Raw genomic sequence first — 15,956 nt, 5'->3', positions numbered from 1 at the left:
CCTTCAACCACACTGGAAACCTCCAGCGTACCCGGCGGCCAGCGCAGCCTGGCGGCAGCGGCTACGGTGTATGGGCGCTTCAATGCCGAACAAAAAAGCCAGACCGAAACCAGGTGCTCCCCGACGCAGAAACCGGCTTGTTACACATCACAATACCGCCGATCACCAACGCTCCCCCCACCGCGGTATAAGCGCTGATGTGCTCATCGAGCAGCCCCCACCCCAGCAGCACCGCAGTCAACGGGTTAAGCGCAATAAACACCCCCGCGCGGGTAGCGCCGATCACCTGGATGCCGTTATAGAACCAGATGTACGCCAGCGCCGAACCGATGGCCCCCAGGTAGGTCAGGCTCAACAGTTCATTGGCAGGCAACGCCCTCATCAGGTCCAGGCTGAACTGCCCCTTGGCAATGGCGGTGACGGTCAGCATCGCCGCGCCGGCCCAGATCGAGTAGGTCACGGTATGCAACGCGCCGATTTCCTTGACCATCGACTTGCCGAACAGGCTGTAGGCTACCCAGCTCAGCACACAGCCGAAAATCAGCAGGTCGCCGCGCCAATCAGCGCCATCGCCGGCGATCGCCAGGTGGTTCCTGGAAAATATCACCACCGCAGCCCCCATCAGGCACAGCACGATACCGAAGGCTTTCACGAGGGAGATCGCCTCGCGATACATGAGATAAGCGCCTATCGCCATGACGGCCGGGTTCAGCGCCACGATCAACGACGCCCGCGAGGCGCTGATGAGGTGCAGGCCATAGAAAAAACACAGGTTATAGGCGTAAATGCCGCAAAACCCCAAACCTAGCACTTTGACCAACTGGGCGCCCGATAGCTTCACAAATGCCTGTTTGGACAACAGCAAAAACACACCCAGCACCGCACCTGCCAGCAGAAATCGCAAGCTGGCTGACAGCAGGGCAGGGTTGTCCACCGACATATAGCGCCCAGCCACGAACGTGCCGCCCCATATCATCGCGACCAGGGATAACTGCAGGTAAATCAGCCGCGCTGAGTATCGGCTCTGTGAGTCACCTTGGCCGCCGCGGACCTGAAGGTGTCCCAATCGGCGATTTCTCATGCGGTGAAGGCCCTTGAGCAAGAGCTGGGGGTTGAGTTGCTGGTCCGCCATCAGGGCCAGGTCGAGTTGACCGACATCGGCGCGCGCCTGGTTCAGCGGGCCAAGGCCATGCTGGGCATGGCCGACGCCATGCGCCTGGAGGCGGCCGACGCGCGGAACTTGATGTTGGGCACGCTGCGCATAGGTTCCTTCGGCCCCACGTCCTCGCAGCGCTTGCTGCCTACCATTCTGCGCGAGTTCCGCGCAGCCTACCCGGGCATCGAAGTTCACATAGACGAGGGGCCTGATCGCCAGGTTGTCCAATGGCTGCTGGAGCATCGAGTCGATGTGGGCTTCGTTACCTTGCCCGATGGGCAGTTTGACACCTACCCGCTGATCGAAGATCAGATGGTCGCCGTGCTGCCGCTCGATCATTGCCTGGCGCCCCAAGCCTCGGTAAGCCTGGCCGACCTGTGCGCCGACCCCTTCGTCCTGACCGAGGCCGGCTCCTCTGAACTGGTCTCGCAATTGTTCGCGGCGGCGCGGCTGCAACCCCGCGTGCGCTACCGAACCTCACAGCTGATGAGCACCCTGGCTGCGGTGGAGCGTGGCGATGCTGTGACGGTGGTGGCGCAATCCTCGTTGCCCCAGCGCGCGTCGGCCGATTACCTGACGCGGCCCTTGAACCCTGCGGTCAGGCGAGTGGTCGGGCTTGCCGTGCTGGACAAGACCCAGTCCTCGACGGCAACCCAGGCCTTCATTGCCGTGGCGCGCAAGTGTTATGGCGATGAATCCAGCGGGCGCTAGTGAGGGGCGGGGGAGTTGGGTCGTTGCTGCGGTGGTGAGGCACTCAAGAGCGATTTCGAGAGCGATCAGTTCTGAGGTACGTAGATACATTTTCAGAGGCTGCTTTCGACCCATTGCAGTCGGCCGTAACGCTAGTCAAAAGGGGCGCAATACGCGATTATCGCGATTTACTTTTGCAAGAGATGCCAACGGAATGCTCCACTCTTTTTGTCACGGAAAAAGTCACTTCTATAGACGCTACCTCGGTCATCGCGATGTAGGTGAAAAAAGAGTATGCGAAGAGGATGAGATAACCTCTTTAATCATGGGACCATTGGACTACCTTCCCCCTGAGGCCAGTGGCTCATTTTGGAGGGCGCTAATCGAGCGCGACGTACGGGAGGAACTAGCTTTTCCGTCGGGAACCGTCAGCCGCGTTCAGATGGATTTCTGGCTACGCCGAACTATTGAGCCAGATCTCCTCGTCGAGTTGCACTGGCCATCGGGAGAACGCCGCATAGTGTTAGTAGAGTTCAAGTGGAATGCGTCGCTAAGCGGCAAAGATCAGTTGCACCGACAATGGACTGAGTATCTGACTGACACCGAGCGCGAAGTTGCGCACCACCTTTTCATTGCGCCTGAAATCAGTGCAGGTCTGAATGCTATTGGTCAAGACAATATCTGGAATGGCCGCCTGATTCTGCGATCATGGATCAGTATTCTCGACGTATTGAAACATTTGGATTGCTCAACCGATTCCGGACTGAAGAAGTGGAGCGCTCAAGTGACAACCCTACTTGAGCGCTTGCATATTAGGCGTTTCCAAGGCTTCAGAGGTCTCACGACCCCTTCCGCGCTCCCAAAGTCTCCGTTGTTCTGGAGCCCAATTAATGGCTTCAAAAAACTTGCTCCCCCCGTCGTCCCTATGGCTGGCACCTCATTTCCATCTTTCATTTGGAGTTCAGAACAGTGACTACCCCGAACGATATTGGTAAGTCGATTACAGAGGCCATTCGATTCGTTTCACGACTTGGTGCTGAATGCGAACGTCTGACTGACCTTATCAAAGAAGAGTTGAGTCGTGCGTTGCTTGCTCCGGAGCTCGCCAAGCATTACAAAGTAGGGGGCAAATGGATCGACCACTGTACGACTGATGAACACGATTGGGTATACACCCAACTGGGTATCTCTCTACCGATCATTTCCAAACCGAAACGTTCGACGAGCAGTTATCTTGTAGCCCAGATAAGCCTTACAGGTGAGGGTGTTGAGGCAGAGGACAATCACGAACCACTCCTGCATATAGGGAAATGGGGAAACCCCATTGACTTCGAAGATATACAAATGGGTTTCCCCCTAGATCTCACCAATGGGTATGACCTAGTTCTTGAAGATGAGCGCCTTTTTCGTTGGGTGCATACGCAGTACGAGAGCGAATGGTGCTATAGCGTACGCCTAACCGATATCAACAGCCCGAAGGATGTTCAAAATAACATCATCAATCCCATAAAAGCTTTGCTATTAAAACTCGATGCAGCCCAAGCGCTCTCCACCACAGCAGCGGTGAGGTATGCTCGAGTTGAAGGCAAAACCGGGCAATATCGTGTTCTTCCTCGTACATCAGGTTCCTTTTAGTCCTGCCGAAGGGGCGGAAGGGGCCTGGTCTCTGCGTGCCGTTGCCGGTAGAAATTGATCCAAAGCAGCTACACCCATCAATGGAAACGTGAGCGGCAACGGCCCACCTAGATTGATCCATCCTTGCCCTCCAGCAGGCTGGAGGACTAGCCAATTTGTCGGTTGAAAGCTGGCAGTGTACCGTGTCGTTTCATGTAAGCCGTCTGTAGATAGACTTCGATGAGCGATACTACCACCGAGTCAGAGACCGTAATGACGGCGATCCGTGCTTCACCATCTTGAACCTGAGGCACTGGATTTTTGTTGTTCCTAAACCCTGTGAATCGGTGGTTGGGAAAGGTTCGCCAACCGTCTTCTCGGATTTTGGGCGTCTTAACATGGTCCCAGACCCGATGATGCAGGTTGTTCCGGGTTGCCTTGCCGATATAGAGGATTTGCCCCTCAGGGGTACCAAAAAAATATACGCCGTTCTTACACCCGACCCCATCGCCGGTGACCAGCATTCCCGAGTTGGTTGGATCTGACCAGTCGCCGATGGCGGGACTTGCGTCACCAAAGGCGAGTTCTATTGTGACTCTGTCGAATATCGCAGGCATGGCCTCGGCAAGATCCTTTACCAGTGTGAATGCTTCTTTGAAGTCCATTTCCCCCCTCCGTTCGCTATCTGTTTGGGCCAAATATTGGCATATTTGGAGCCGACTTCTCCACTCTTGAGCGTCCGCTCCTGGCCGAAAGCCGTCATTCAATGCAGGTAACAAAGCGAGTTTCAATTTCAGGACATGCAGGTGGAAGCCTGTTGACCAGCATCACAGCATCGTCACCCTGGTTCAGAAAAACCAGGTAATTGCCGGACTCGAAAGTGATTCTAAACCCGACCTGCCGAGGAGCCTGATCGTAGAGGGAGTCCAGAATGCCTTCTACTTCGCAAACCGTGTCGCGTTCAAAGTGGGGTATTGACAGGGCTGTCAGAAGATTTTCCCTCTTCCAACAGCAGGTCGCGTCGGGCTTGAGATCGAGCGGCGGGGGTGTCGTTATGGGCAACAGATCAGCCCCTACGCTTTCACCGTCACTCAACAGGTACATGGCAATTGTGGGGTGGCCGTCACTATGCCACTCAATGGAGCCTACATCTCCCAGACACTTCTCTTCGTTGAAGTAGTACTGGTCATGTGTAAGCGCGATCAGTCGTCTACCCACCAGTAGGCGTGCGGTGTGAAGATCCTGAATCGCCCTGTCAGAGGTAAAGATGTATCGGCTAGCCATATCAGGTCTCGGTGGGTCAGACGGGTATGCATTCGTGTGAATCAGCGCCTAATCGCTGGCGCAGTGATCAGTTTGTTGTCTGCGTGCGTCTGAAGGGAGTCGCAAAGTTCTGACAGAAGCGCCAGAAAGACGTTGAGGGATGAGTCGGACCAACACGTTCCGAACCGGAGTGATAAATGGATGGACGTCACCGGCTTTCCTGAAAGGCTTCCTTCAACTGTGAACGACTCATCCCTGGCGAATACTCCTTGAACACACCCCGGCAACACCTGCGCCAGAGACCTGAGGACCGATGCTTCATCCCCGATTTCCAGCACGTCATTGACGTTTGCCAAATCATCAGTGCCAGACCCCATCGGCTTTAAGATGATGATGTCGTAGCTCATCCGTTTTCCTGTACCCCATCTCGTGCGTGTGACTTATCGTACCTTCGAGCAGGGGGATGTGGATGTTGTCGACTAGCCATTGGCTTGCAGGTCCTCGCGTGAGGGCGAGAGCAGCCGCGAATGGCAGCAATCGACCCATTGCTGACGGCCAGCCCCAGCACTGTAGCCGCTGCCGCAGGCTGCGCTGACCATCACCCACACTGGAGATCTCCAGCGTACCCAGCGGCCAGCGCAGCCTGGCGGCAGCGGCTACAGCGCATGGCCGAGCCTTAGCCGTCCAGATGGAGGGCAGCTTCTGGCCGAAAGCGGCCAGTCATGACAGAGCGCTCTTGACTGCGGACAGCCATCCTTCACACTACCCGCGCTCATGGCTGCTATGGCTGACCTCGCTGAATCCCTCCAGGGGTCAACCCGGTCAGGGCTGCCTGGCGGCAGTGACTAACAACATGCTGGTTAGCCATTGTGCAATAGCGTTCAAACGGCTGATTCGGCCCGCCCGAATTGCTTGCGATAACAGCTGGGGCTGCTGTTCAGGCTTTTGCGAAAGTGATGCCGCATCGTGGCTGCAGTGCCGAATCCGCATTGTTCGGCAATCCTGGGCATGGACAGTGTGCTGGTCTCCAGCAATGCCTTGGCGCGTTCCAGCCTTACCCCCAGCAACCAGTTGGCGGGCGTGGTGCCCGTGGCATCATGGAATCGGCGCAGGAATGTCCGGCGACTCATGTGGGCGGTACGCGCCATGTGCTCGATATCTATTTCGCTGTCCGGGCTGAGCCGCAGCCTGTCCAGCAGCGGTGCCAGGCTGCTGCCGGGTCTGACGGTGACGGGTTGTTCGATATACTGCGCTTGGCAGCCCAGCCTATGGGGAGGCGTGACCATGCGGCGTGCCGCCCGATTGGCCGCCTCAGGACCAAAATCGCGACGTATCAGGTGCAGGCAAGCGTCAAGTCCGGACGCGCAGCCGGCCGAAGTGAGGATATCGCCTTCGTCCACGTACAGCACCGAGGCCTCGACTTGAATGTCCGGATAAGCCTGCGCGAACGCCTGGTGATGGTGCCAATGGGTGGTGGCGCGTCTACCGGCCAGCAAGCCGGTTGCCGCCAGCACAAAGCTGCCGGCGCAGATGGTAATGATGCGGCATCCTCTTTTGCCGGCCACCTTGAGCGCTTCGAGCAGCGCGGTGGGCACGTTTTCTGCCAGGTCGCGCCAGCCCGGAATCACAATGGTGCCCGCCTGTTCCAGCAGTTCGAGCCCACCTTCCACGCAGATCTGCACGCCACCGAAAGCCCTTAGCGGGCCGGGCTCGGCCGCCGCGACGCGCACATCGTAGAGGGGAGCGTTGAGGTGTGGGTCGTCACGACCGAAGGCTTCTACCGCGGTGCCGAACTCGAAGGTACAGAGCTGGTCGTACGCGACCACGACGAGTCGGTTGTTGAACGGAGTTACGTCGGGAGGATGTTTTGGCATGAAATTGACAATACCTGGCCTTCGTGCCGATTTCCAGCCACCCTCGAGTCCTTGATCATCGCTGCATTCATTCGGGCTATGGAAGGTGCAGCATGAGAGACTCGGTAAAAGCGCTGGCCGCGGTTTGTGTGGCGGCAATGATGTTTGGTTTGGAAATCTCAAGTATCCCGGTGATATTGCCCACGCTTCAGGCGTTGCTCAAGAGCCATTTCAGTGATCTGCAATGGATCATGAATGCCTACACGCTCGCCTGCACGACGGTGCTCATGGCGGTGGGCACGCTGGTGGATCGGTACGGGCGCAAAGTCTTGTTCATAATCAGTGTCGCGACGTTCGGCGTGGCGTCTTTGGCCTGCGGCTTGGCTGGCAATACAACCACACTGATCATCGCCAGGGCTGTACAGGGCGCGAGTGGCGGCGCCATGTTGGTGTGTCAGATTGCAATTCTCTCCGGGCAGTTCAGCCAGGCTCGTGAACGCAGCAAGGCTTTTGCGATGTGGGGGATCGTTTTTGGCGCCGGGCTGGGGCTGGGGCCAATCATCGGCACGGTCATCCTTGAGCTCGCCAACTGGCAGTGGGTGTTCTTGATCCACGTGCCGCTGGCTGTAGGCGCGTGCCTGCTCGCAGGTACCGGCGTAAAGGCGTCGCGGGAGGTGCAGGGCGGCAAACTGGATGGCCTGGGCATAGTGTTATTGGCGTCTTCGGTGTTCGGTTTGACCTACGTCATTACTCAAGGCTCGCAATCTGACCTATCGACCGTGGAAGTCGGTGTGATCATGTCGTTGACTCTGCTTGGATTCATAGCGTTCGTGGTTTCGCAAAAGTACAACCGTCAGCCGATGATGGATTTCTCGGTGTTCCGTATCCGGGATTTTTCCGGGGCGTTGCTTGGCTCGGCAGGAATGAACTTCAGCTATTGGCCGCTGATGATCTATTTGCCTATCTATGTGCAGGCGGGCATGGGGCTGGGCAAAGGCGAAGCGGGGCTGCTGCTCTTGGCATACACATTGCCGACGCTTTTTGTCCCGCCCCTGGGTGAGCGGCTGGCGCTGAAACTGCATCCAGGTGTAATGATCCCGGCAGGGCTATTGGTGATTGGGGCGGGCATGTTGCTGATGTGTGCATCCATTGGCCATGCGGGGCTGTTGGTACCCGGCATGACCGTTGGCTGCTTGCTGGCCGGGACAGGGTTGGGCCTGACGAATACCCCGGTGACGAATACCAGCACAAGCGCTGTACCAGCGATTCGTGCCGGTATGGCTTCGGGCATGGACATGACCACCCGGATGACTTCGCTGGCCATCAACATTGCGGTCATGGGCTGGATTTTGGTGCAAGGTATTAGCGCCGGGCTACGCCAGGTACTGCCCGAGTTGGAGGGGGATTCAGTCGTGCAGGCCGTGGCCCAGGCGGTGGCGGCCGGCAAACAGGATTTACCAGTCGCCACGTTCCAAGCGTTGCTGAATATTGGCTTCACCTGGGTGCTGCTGTACAGCTTTGCAAGCGCCTGCGTGGCGTCGGTTGCGAGCTTTCTGGTGTTTAGGCCATGGAAAACGAGGGGACCTGTTTTGAACGTCGCATGAGCCGGTTTTGTGGGCGTGGGTGTTCCTTCTCAAGCTCTGAAAAGCTCGGCGCCCGCGCCGGCTATGGGTTGAGCACCCTTGATTCCAGGGTCTATTGGCGGTGATCGCTTTGGGAGACGCGGATGATCGCTTCTGGCCGGAAGCGGTCGATCGACCGTGGCACACCTTCGCTGCCGAGTATGTGAGTTCGGCCTGAGGCCTACGCAGAGACGGCACCCATGCGATCACGCTGTGGTGCTTGGACGCATGTCGAAAAACAGCTGTTGGGATCGCTCAGCCCGCCGCCGTGAAGATTTCCTGTTTTTTGTGAACCCCGGTGTTTGAAGAATACTCGCTGCAGACCAGCCCTTGGCTGAACGCCACGTCCCTGACCAGCTGCCGGTTGGACAGGCTATTGCCGGAATCTTCCAGGTAAGCCGGTAGCGCTACCCATTTCGCTTCTTCGATCTCGTCGGTGTCCTGGATGGCGATATGCTGGGTCAAGGGTGTCATTCGGCAAATAAAGTGAATGTTCGATTTGCCAAATTGGTAGGGGTGTTTGGTGGTAAAGGCCACGATAGAGTCGAACCTCGTTTCAATCCCCGTCTCCTCCATCACTTCGCGCACGATCGCGTCCTGAATTCGTTCGGCATCGTCTACATGCCCCCCCGGTAGCTTGAACCCGGTAGTACCTCGTTCCCTTATAACCAGTAGCTCCCCGGCATTGTTAATGACGATAGCCCCGGCGCCTAGGGTATGCGTGGGTATAAAGGGCACGAATGCCTGATCAACGTGGCGGCGCACCAGGGTCAACTGATCGGCCAGGCAGCTATGGAAGGAGAAACCGACGGCGGTAAAGGCAGGAATCGCTTGGGCATTGCTGATCGGCAGGGTGACCCAGGCCAGGTTCAGGCCCTCGTGCTCGACAATGGCAACCAACTCCTCGACCGCACTCCACAAGGTTTGCGGGTTGTCCGGCAGCGAAGCGGCGTCGACGATGATGCCGTTGAATCTGTCTCGTTCGAATTCCACGTTGCACCTTTGGCTTGGTCGGTATGCCGAGATTGTAATGAGCCGGGAGCTGGTTTACGAATCATGGATTGCTTCATGGGATGATTCGCTCCGAGGAGCTATATGGAACGATCAAAACCGTTGCGTCCACCGGCTGAATCCACAATCCAAAGCAGTCGGTACCCCCGTGGCTAACGAGTGGCACCGACGAGGCCTATGGCCAAATGTTTCGGAAGGGGCTGTTTGAGGCGGGTCGTCGGTCACCAGCTATGCTTACTAGTTACTCGATCCTACTTCGTTGGGACCGGACTGGGAGCGGAGCATGAATGGATTCAGTCGTATGGTTGGTCGAAATAGAACTGACAAAATTATGGCGTTTTTCCCAGTGGTCAGTATTTCTATTTTTGCTTTTTTAGTCGTTCTCTATCTTTGGCTTGCGCACATTCCTCCTGACTTGCACGCTTTTTCGGGGATGTTCTCAATCAAGAAAGTTGGACGTAACTCATATGTCAGCATAGAGGGGGGCGGACAAGAGAAAATAAGATTTACCTGTTCGGACATGTTTGCCGGTGCTTCGGACTGCCTGCCGCGTCGAAAGATTTCGGAGTTGCTTGGACGGGATGTAATTGTCTACTGGTATGCGCAGAAATATTTTCCGCTGGTCGTGGAGAATAAATTAGTGGTATTGGAGGTTGGTGGGCAGCAAGTTGTTACTCGAGAAATGTCGCAAGCTCGTCTGGCGAGAAGCAAGGTTATCGGGGCTTGGCTATATGGTGGTGGGGTCTTTTTTTCAGGCAGTATAACGTTGTTCTTTTATAAGTTGGCGTGCAGGCAGAGTCGTTTGGGCTAAATTAGGTTTGGATGCGGTCAAGCTGGAAACGTTAACCCCGCATCAAATGCGGGGTTGTACAAGGTGAAGTGGTGGGTGTGTCATCACGCGCCATCGAGGACGGGAAACGGGGGTTGATTTATAAAATGAAAATTCGCTTGATAAATGATCGCTTGTCTATAAGGGGGAGTGGCTCGCTGGGAGCGGTAATTACGCTCGGTGGCCGGAGGGGGGTATGATTGCGCTCGAGGATTTGGTCAGAGATCCTAAGTTGTGGTGGAAAGTGGTGTTTGTAAAGGTGGATAAATACCAAAAGATTTTCACGCTCTTCGGGGCGTCAATTGGGCTTGTAGTGTTTTCCTTAAGTGCAGTAGCTTATTTTGGCTGGCAGCGCATCGCGTTTAATGATCTTGTTATCGTATCTGGGCAGGCGTCTTTTACCCAGTCGGAGAGAAATAAGCAGTTGTGGCAAATTTATCTGGTCTCGCACTCGGGTCTTGATCGTATCCCTTTGAAAGGGGCATGCTTCGAGAATAGGTTGTTGGATTCCAACGTTGCAGAAGGCGATCATATATCTGTTTGGATGCAAAGGGGGGCGGCTGTTCAAATCCTAAACACCGCTGGGCAATACTACAAGCCCGCGTCGCCTAGGTTTATATGCTCTCTGGATACTGCTTGGAGAAAAGTTGAATTGGGTTTTAATTTCTTTCTAGTGGTTTCGATTATTGGAAGTGTTGCTGCTGCGCTGTCGGGCTTCCGGATTCGAAGTTTGCTTAATCGTCAAAGGGGATTTTGAAAGTGGCGGAATTTTACTAGTGGAGAGATTTTTGGCTGTGTTGCAGAAGTTTTTGGGGACGTGCTTTTGGTTGTGGGGCAGGAGTGGCGTATCAAGCGTGCCTAGCGCTACCGAAATCCAGTCGGAAAATTCACCCTTACAACGTGACCAGAACAGGGTTGAACCGCACTCTGCACAGAACTCGCGCAACACCGTTTGTGAGGATGCATAGGTCTTGAGGTTGTTGGCGCCGCGAAGAATTCGTAGCGCGCTACGCTGAACGCTGCCATATGATGCAAACGCTGCTCCGTGAGCTTTGCGGCACTGGCTGCAATGACAATGGCTTACTGCTTTTGGAGGGACGAGCAACTCATAACCGACCTCTGCGCACAGGCAGCTTCCTTGGTATGCCTTGGGCATTTGTTTCTCCATGTGGTCAAAAAAACCAGTGTAATTGCCCCAGACTCAATCCGCGAGAGACCGCCTGTGGCCGAAAGCGGCTGCCCCGGTGATGGCTACGATTATTTGTCGGACTTTGCTATACAGCTCGTAGACCATACCCTGTCTGCAGGCTCAATAAAAAGGCTAATGGAATGGCACTTCAACTTCGACAAGCACGTATCACCGATCTTCCGGCCGTCTATCGAGGCGAGGAGAGCTACATACGCTGCTGGGAGCCCAAGCATGAATCCGCTTGGCGCACCCAACTGGAACGACACCTGACGCGGTGGGTAGAGAATTTCGACCGTCTGACAGTCGCGCTCATGGACGATCAATTCGCGGGTTACTCACTCTGGGTGCCTGAGCACTCTCACGCGGAAATTTGCACTGTTCATGTCGGGCCTGAGTATCGACGTTGCGGCGTTGGAATGGCCCTCTTGGAAGCTTTTGTGACGGACGCGACACAGCATGGATTCCGGCAACTGCGGCTGAGTGTGCGAGCGGATAACCCTGCGAAGAGACTGTATGAGAAAGCGGGATTTTTATGTACCGGGCTCGGTGCGCATGATTACCTGACGTACGAGCGCCTCGTTTGAGAGGGTTTTGTTGTTTGTCCGCTTCTGGACGAGAGCCGTCTCTGGTAACCAGCCATTCCCGCTCCAACGCGGACAGCCCTCGATCGACTCGGTGTCACTCGCTAACTCAGCGCCAGAGCTCTTTGAGTCTTTTGCGCAACAACTCCAGTGCTCGCTGGAACACCGAATGGCATTCGGTGTAGGGGAGGTCTTCGAGCGAAGCTGAGGACGAGAGCACGACTGCACAATTATCCAGGTGGGAGCGAGGCCTGTAACGTCTCCAGATCGACTCTCGGGAGTTCGAAGTTTTCCAAAACGAGCATACTGCCGTTGGAGAGCTGCCAGCTGTAGAAGTCTGAAAAGTCGCTTCTGGCCAGTGCACGGATTGTCTTTGCGACGAAGCCATGCGCAACGAGAAGAATACGCTTCGATACGTATCTCGACTCCAAATCGATCAACCCGTCTCTGACCCGTTGCACAACGTCAACGATCGACTCCCCGCCGGTCGGGGCAAGCCCCCATTGGCGCGTTATATTTCGCGACCAAAGCTGCGGATATCGCGCCTTCGCTTCTGCCTGAGTCAACCCCTCGAAAACCCCAACATCACGCTCTCGAAAGCAGTCCGTTATCTGCACCGGGAGAACAAGTCTCTCGTTCAGGATACTGGCGGTTTCTATCGCCCGTAAACGTGGGGACACGATAAGTGCGTCCAGCTCAGGGGGCATATTCGCGGCCAGCGCCCTGGCTTGTTCACGTCCTCGTGCTGTAAGCGAAGGATCGAGCGAACCCAGGTAACGTTGTTCGGCATTCGCCCAGGTTTCTCCATGCCGCACCACATACAAATCCATGAGTTCCACCTCATCAGGCCAAGAGCGGGAATTGTAGCCATCTTGCAGTGGCTGGCGCTGCTGATCTCGAACAGCCGCTTCTGGCCGGAAGCGCTTATTCAGAGGCTTGGTATCTGTCGAGCAAGGTAAGGGTTCACATGCCTGTCACGCACATACCCTCAAGATATCGCGACAGGGAGCGGACGACCATAAGGTGAGGCGAACGCATGAAACGGTACTACGTTGTAACGCACGGAGAAGCACAGCATCATCTCGATCAAGTCGTCGGGGGCTGGTTTGATTCAAGTCTGACCCCGAAAGGAATCAAGCAAGCCTATGCGTTGGGAAGTTTTTTCGCCTCCGCGCACCTGGCGCAGAGCGTGGCAATCTACTCGTCAGACTTGCTGCGGTGCCGAGAAACCGCAGCAGTCCTCGGCGAGGCCATGGGGCTTGAAGTGAACTACGACCAGCGGCTGCGAGAGATGTCATTTGGCGAGCATGAAGGCATGGACCAGGCGCTGCACAATACGGTCATGCAAGCTTCGGCTGCAACGCCGTGTGGCCGCATGGACCATGCTATCTGCCCGGGTGCGGAAACCCGACGGCAGCTGGCGCAGCGCCTGTCCGACTTCGTCCGGGATTTGAACGCCGAGGTTGAATGCAACGTCTTCGTGACTCACGGTTTTGCGGCAAGCCTTTTGATTAGCGCGTTGCAGCGGGTTTCCGTGGATAGCATGGCGTTCGTGTCGTTCAAAATGTCTCCCGGGAGCCTTTCCGAACTGGTAGAGGATGACGTGTTCAAGAACATCACGCTGATGCAGCTCAACGTGCGGGTGTAGTCGCTCCTGACCGGCAGGCCAGCCTCGTCAGATGCCCGCGCGCACGAGGATGTCTACAAGCCCTTCCGGAAATACCCGCTCATTGGTGGACCTCAATTCTTCAATGGACCACCAATAATGGTCTGTCATGACCTGGCGCTCATGGGGTGACCACTCCGAACGGGATAGGGGCTGGTCCCCGGCATGCACGACAAAATATTGCTCCACGGCCAGCACCGTCTCGCCACTGGGTAGAAGCAGCGAGACACGCCGGTGCGCCACTGCTTCCCCCGTTACTGAAGCTTGCAGACCGGTTTCCTCACGCAACTCGCGCATCGCCGCAGCGTGGAATGTCTCGCCTTGCTCCAGGCCACCTCCAGGGGTTGCCCAGTGGCAAGTGCCTGCCAAAGCATCCTGGGTATGGGTAAACCTGAAAAGGAGCACTTTTCGAGACGGGCTGATAACGAGCAATCGCGCTGCCTTGCGTTCGCGCATACGTGGTTTCTCCTTCTACAACCGCGGACCGTAAATGCTGGATAACCCAGATGATATCCACGGCTCTTTTGCTGATGAGCAAATTGGCTCAACCGGGTGTTCCAACTGGCAAAACGCCTAAAAGTCTGCGGGCCTGCTAATTGGTGGTTTGCTGCCAAGCTTGGCTAACTCATCCCATTCAGTAATCTGGGCCTGTCTTCGTTGCGGAAAATACAAGCACAACTCAGCGCCCACTTGGCCCTTCATGGAGGGGGCCGGTTTCGTGCCCTGGATCACTACCGCAATGATCCCGCCCGGCCCGGAGAAATAAGCGTTCGAGCGAAAAAGCGATGGCCCGGTCAAGGTGCTCAAGGTTTTGCAGGCTGCCCGCGCCGCGTTTATCAACGCCGGTTCGCGGACAGCATCAGCATTTGCCGTTACCCACCCCAGCAAAGCTATCCAGAAAGCCAAGCACTTCCATGTCAATTTCCGAATCTCCAGTCGGTGAAAAAGCTATTTATCGCGCAATGCGAGCAGCTAGCCAGCTGATGACGTTATCCGAAAAAAATGACCGTTGTAGTCCGCAGGCTGTGGTCATAAAAGTGGAATCTCACTCGTGGATCATGCTGGGTATTAGCGGAGGAGGGATACCCCATGGATTGGAAGCTGGCGCTGGTATTGTCTGCAACGATTTTCACTTGTCAGGCCCACGCGGATTCAGTTGCACAAGTACTGGGAGGCGCGCTCGGCTCGCTGGATTGCGTTGAGATTAACGATGTAAGTAGCAAGCGTGTGTGCGAAGCACGCGCGGTATCAAACGGCGGGGGATGCCGTCAGCTGTCATCCTCTGCTGATCGTGAAACCTGCCGGGATAGATCTGTCTTTCCACGCAAGGCTCGGCTCGCGCGGCTTGGGGGGTGATCCGATAAAGGCAGATCTGCGCTGGCCGCCGATCGAACAGGCCGCGCCTGCTGCGCCGCGCTTGCCCGGTACCGAACTTGATCGCTTCGCGGGCGGCTTGGGAATAAGCCCGTTGAGGACGACGGCGCTCAAACCCTGACACCTCAGCAAGTTACGGTAATGGTTTCGGGCTTTCTGACGATGAGGTCGAAGCGGTGCCAGTTGAGTGGGCCGTCGCCTCTTTCAATCAACGTTTCAGTTTCCCGTAGCAGCGCGATCTCCATGCCGCCGCAGAGCCGGCGAATATCCTGCTCGGTGTGCAGAGTGAGGTTTTCTAGCGCGGACCATCCATGTCGGACTCCGAAAAAATGACCGACAAACACGCCACCTGGTATCAGGGCACACCGAATGTGGTCCCACAGCAATGCAAAATGGCCAGGCCGGCAGAAGGGCAGCGACAGGCCGGCATGGATCAAGCCTGAGCGCGGCAACGGTGGCATTTGTTCAAAGCTGGCGAGCGCAGTAGTTAATTTTCCGTGCTTTTCCGCTGGGCACGTCGCCGTAGTTAGCGCAATGGCTCCAGGCTCTTTATCGATAGCCAATACGTGCCAGCTCGCGTCTAGCAACTGTCTTGTCTCATTGCCCGCACCACAGCCCAGATCAACGGCCCACGGAGCGCTTGTCCATTCAGGCGCTAGGTCCAGCGCTTTGGCTAGCAGTGCGGAGGGGCCGCGTGTGGCGGTTTGCTGATAAAAGGCGTTCCAAGAGGGCACCGTTAAACCTCAATTCGTCCATGCTTTGGGGTACAGGAACCCTAAACCAGATTCGATTGCAGGTTGTCGATCGGATGTCTGAATTTGGCCGAAAGCGGACTGTAGTGACCGGCGGCTTCTGATGGCCAGCCCCAGCGCTGTAGCCGCTGCCGCAGGCTGCGCTGGCCTTAGGCCCGGCCAAATATCTCCAGGGTTCACGCAGGCCAGCGCAGCCTGGCGGCAGCGGCTACAGCGCGTGGCTGAGCCTTAGCCGTCGGGGGGATCTGCAGCTTCTGGCCGAAAGTGGCCTGTGATAGCCAGCCGCCCCCAACCCAAAGCGCACAGTCAGTGACCCGCTCGGCGCTCGCTAACCCAGCGCCGCGACTCTTTAAACG

At 56.3% G+C, this 15,956-nt stretch carries 18 protein-coding genes; 8 read left to right on the top strand and 10 right to left on the bottom strand.

Going from position 1 to position 15,956, the window contains the following annotated elements:
- Positions 1–79: 79 nt before the first annotated feature.
- On the bottom strand, positions 80–1,081 hold the full coding sequence (locus AC0Z2B_RS07440; protein ID WP_476295771.1) for a DMT family transporter: 1,002 nt from the start codon (positions 1,079–1,081) through the stop codon (positions 80–82).
- On the opposite strand from AC0Z2B_RS07440, the gene AC0Z2B_RS07435 reads away from it, so the two are divergent.
- The 3 genes from AC0Z2B_RS07435 (at position 1,037) to AC0Z2B_RS07425 (ending at position 3,481) form a co-directional block, all read left to right on the top strand.
- Complete coding sequence (locus tag AC0Z2B_RS07435) at positions 1,037–1,867, top strand: LysR family transcriptional regulator substrate-binding protein (RefSeq protein ID WP_476295770.1); 831 nt, start codon at positions 1,037–1,039, stop codon at positions 1,865–1,867. The two genes, AC0Z2B_RS07440 and AC0Z2B_RS07435, sit on opposite strands and share 45 nt — an antisense overlap.
- Positions 1,868–2,060: 193 nt before the next feature.
- Positions 2,061–2,819, top strand: a complete 759-nt coding sequence (locus AC0Z2B_RS07430; RefSeq protein ID WP_476295769.1) for a hypothetical protein — start codon at positions 2,061–2,063, stop codon at positions 2,817–2,819.
- Positions 2,816–3,481, top strand: a complete 666-nt coding sequence (locus tag AC0Z2B_RS07425; protein WP_476295768.1) for a hypothetical protein — start codon at positions 2,816–2,818, stop codon at positions 3,479–3,481. The genes AC0Z2B_RS07430 and AC0Z2B_RS07425 overlap by 4 nt, the downstream gene beginning before the upstream one ends.
- A gap of 146 nt (positions 3,482–3,627) precedes the next feature.
- Here the strand turns inward: AC0Z2B_RS07425 and AC0Z2B_RS07420 are convergent, their stop codons facing one another.
- From AC0Z2B_RS07420 to ftrA, 4 genes are all read right to left on the bottom strand, one after another.
- Complete coding sequence (locus AC0Z2B_RS07420; protein ID WP_476295767.1) at positions 3,628–4,125, bottom strand: GIY-YIG nuclease family protein; 498 nt, start codon at positions 4,123–4,125, stop codon at positions 3,628–3,630.
- Between the two features lie 94 nt (positions 4,126–4,219).
- On the bottom strand, positions 4,220–4,744 hold the full coding sequence (locus tag AC0Z2B_RS07415; protein ID WP_476295766.1) for a hypothetical protein: 525 nt from the start codon (positions 4,742–4,744) through the stop codon (positions 4,220–4,222).
- A gap of 41 nt (positions 4,745–4,785) precedes the next feature.
- Positions 4,786–5,130: a hypothetical protein gene (locus AC0Z2B_RS07410; RefSeq protein ID WP_476295765.1), complete on the bottom strand. Its 345-nt coding sequence runs from the start codon at positions 5,128–5,130 to the stop codon at positions 4,786–4,788.
- A 474-nt stretch (positions 5,131–5,604) separates the two neighbouring features.
- A complete protein-coding gene (gene ftrA / locus AC0Z2B_RS07405; RefSeq protein ID WP_476295764.1) occupies positions 5,605–6,597 on the bottom strand; it encodes a transcriptional regulator FtrA in 993 nt (330 codons plus the stop codon).
- A gap of 92 nt (positions 6,598–6,689) precedes the next feature.
- Between ftrA and AC0Z2B_RS07400 the strand changes: the two genes are divergently transcribed.
- Positions 6,690–8,180 (top strand): MFS transporter, encoded by a 1,491-nt coding sequence (locus AC0Z2B_RS07400; RefSeq protein WP_476295763.1) that lies wholly within the window; start codon positions 6,690–6,692, stop codon positions 8,178–8,180.
- A 273-nt stretch (positions 8,181–8,453) separates the two neighbouring features.
- Here AC0Z2B_RS07400 and AC0Z2B_RS07395 read toward each other — a convergent pair whose 3' ends face one another.
- Complete coding sequence (locus AC0Z2B_RS07395) at positions 8,454–9,191, bottom strand: NUDIX hydrolase (protein ID WP_476295762.1); 738 nt, start codon at positions 9,189–9,191, stop codon at positions 8,454–8,456.
- Positions 9,192–9,492: 301 nt separating this feature from the next.
- Between AC0Z2B_RS07395 and AC0Z2B_RS07390 the strand changes: the two genes are divergently transcribed.
- Positions 9,493–10,020: a hypothetical protein gene (locus AC0Z2B_RS07390; protein ID WP_476295761.1), complete on the top strand. Its 528-nt coding sequence runs from the start codon at positions 9,493–9,495 to the stop codon at positions 10,018–10,020.
- Positions 10,021–10,234: 214 nt separating this feature from the next.
- Positions 10,235–10,795 (top strand): hypothetical protein, encoded by a 561-nt coding sequence (locus AC0Z2B_RS07385; RefSeq protein ID WP_476295760.1) that lies wholly within the window; start codon positions 10,235–10,237, stop codon positions 10,793–10,795.
- Here the strand turns inward: AC0Z2B_RS07385 and AC0Z2B_RS07380 are convergent.
- Positions 10,709–11,194: a GFA family protein gene (locus tag AC0Z2B_RS07380; protein WP_476295759.1), complete on the bottom strand. Its 486-nt coding sequence runs from the start codon at positions 11,192–11,194 to the stop codon at positions 10,709–10,711. The two genes, AC0Z2B_RS07385 and AC0Z2B_RS07380, sit on opposite strands and share 87 nt — an antisense overlap.
- 173 nt (positions 11,195–11,367) lie before the next feature.
- On the opposite strand from AC0Z2B_RS07380, the gene AC0Z2B_RS07375 reads away from it, so the two are divergent.
- Complete coding sequence (locus AC0Z2B_RS07375; RefSeq protein WP_476295758.1) at positions 11,368–11,811, top strand: N-acetyltransferase family protein; 444 nt, start codon at positions 11,368–11,370, stop codon at positions 11,809–11,811.
- Positions 11,812–12,038: 227 nt separating this feature from the next.
- Here AC0Z2B_RS07375 and AC0Z2B_RS07370 read toward each other — a convergent pair whose 3' ends face one another.
- On the bottom strand, positions 12,039–12,638 hold the full coding sequence (locus AC0Z2B_RS07370; RefSeq protein WP_476295757.1) for a histidine phosphatase family protein: 600 nt from the start codon (positions 12,636–12,638) through the stop codon (positions 12,039–12,041).
- A gap of 206 nt (positions 12,639–12,844) precedes the next feature.
- Between AC0Z2B_RS07370 and AC0Z2B_RS07365 the strand changes: the two genes are divergently transcribed.
- The gene (locus AC0Z2B_RS07365) at positions 12,845–13,456 is read left to right on the top strand and encodes a histidine phosphatase family protein (RefSeq protein WP_476295756.1); all 612 of its coding nucleotides are present in this window, start codon (positions 12,845–12,847) and stop codon (positions 13,454–13,456) included.
- A 27-nt stretch (positions 13,457–13,483) separates the two neighbouring features.
- Here the strand turns inward: AC0Z2B_RS07365 and AC0Z2B_RS07360 are convergent, their stop codons facing one another.
- Together AC0Z2B_RS07360 and AC0Z2B_RS07355 are read right to left on the bottom strand one after the other, a co-directional pair.
- Positions 13,484–13,930: an NUDIX hydrolase gene (locus AC0Z2B_RS07360; protein ID WP_476295755.1), complete on the bottom strand. Its 447-nt coding sequence runs from the start codon at positions 13,928–13,930 to the stop codon at positions 13,484–13,486.
- Positions 13,931–14,973: 1,043 nt separating this feature from the next.
- Positions 14,974–15,582, bottom strand: coding sequence for a class I SAM-dependent methyltransferase (locus AC0Z2B_RS07355; protein ID WP_476295754.1), 609 nt, complete (start codon positions 15,580–15,582; stop codon positions 14,974–14,976).
- Positions 15,583–15,956 lie beyond the last annotated feature (374 nt).

Source organism: Pseudomonas sp. GYB4201 (assembly GCF_056312595.1).
This window is presented reverse-complemented; position numbering and strand designations above follow the sequence as displayed.

What these genes read in the sequence shown, in the direction of transcription:
- AC0Z2B_RS07440 (WP_476295771.1), bottom strand. Translation starts at nt 1,081, where the DNA reads ATGAGAAATCGCCGATTGGGACACCTTCAGGTCCGCGGCGGCCAAGGT.
- AC0Z2B_RS07430 (WP_476295769.1), top strand. Translation starts at nt 2,061, where the DNA reads ATGCTCCACTCTTTTTGTCACGGAAAAAGTCACTTCTATAGACGCTAC.
- AC0Z2B_RS07420 (WP_476295767.1), bottom strand. Translation starts at nt 4,125, where the DNA reads ATGGACTTCAAAGAAGCATTCACACTGGTAAAGGATCTTGCCGAGGCC.
- AC0Z2B_RS07415 (WP_476295766.1), bottom strand. Translation starts at nt 4,744, where the DNA reads ATGGCTAGCCGATACATCTTTACCTCTGACAGGGCGATTCAGGATCTT.
- AC0Z2B_RS07410 (WP_476295765.1), bottom strand. Translation starts at nt 5,130, where the DNA reads ATGAGCTACGACATCATCATCTTAAAGCCGATGGGGTCTGGCACTGAT.
- ftrA (WP_476295764.1), bottom strand. Translation starts at nt 6,597, where the DNA reads ATGCCAAAACATCCTCCCGACGTAACTCCGTTCAACAACCGACTCGTC.
- AC0Z2B_RS07400 (WP_476295763.1), top strand. Translation starts at nt 6,690, where the DNA reads ATGAGAGACTCGGTAAAAGCGCTGGCCGCGGTTTGTGTGGCGGCAATG.
- AC0Z2B_RS07390 (WP_476295761.1), top strand. Translation starts at nt 9,493, where the DNA reads ATGAATGGATTCAGTCGTATGGTTGGTCGAAATAGAACTGACAAAATT.
- AC0Z2B_RS07385 (WP_476295760.1), top strand. Translation starts at nt 10,235, where the DNA reads ATGATTGCGCTCGAGGATTTGGTCAGAGATCCTAAGTTGTGGTGGAAA.
- AC0Z2B_RS07380 (WP_476295759.1), bottom strand. Translation starts at nt 11,194, where the DNA reads ATGCCCAAGGCATACCAAGGAAGCTGCCTGTGCGCAGAGGTCGGTTAT.
- AC0Z2B_RS07375 (WP_476295758.1), top strand. Translation starts at nt 11,368, where the DNA reads ATGGCACTTCAACTTCGACAAGCACGTATCACCGATCTTCCGGCCGTC.
- AC0Z2B_RS07370 (WP_476295757.1), bottom strand. Translation starts at nt 12,638, where the DNA reads ATGGATTTGTATGTGGTGCGGCATGGAGAAACCTGGGCGAATGCCGAA.
- AC0Z2B_RS07365 (WP_476295756.1), top strand. Translation starts at nt 12,845, where the DNA reads ATGAAACGGTACTACGTTGTAACGCACGGAGAAGCACAGCATCATCTC.
- AC0Z2B_RS07360 (WP_476295755.1), bottom strand. Translation starts at nt 13,930, where the DNA reads ATGCGCGAACGCAAGGCAGCGCGATTGCTCGTTATCAGCCCGTCTCGA.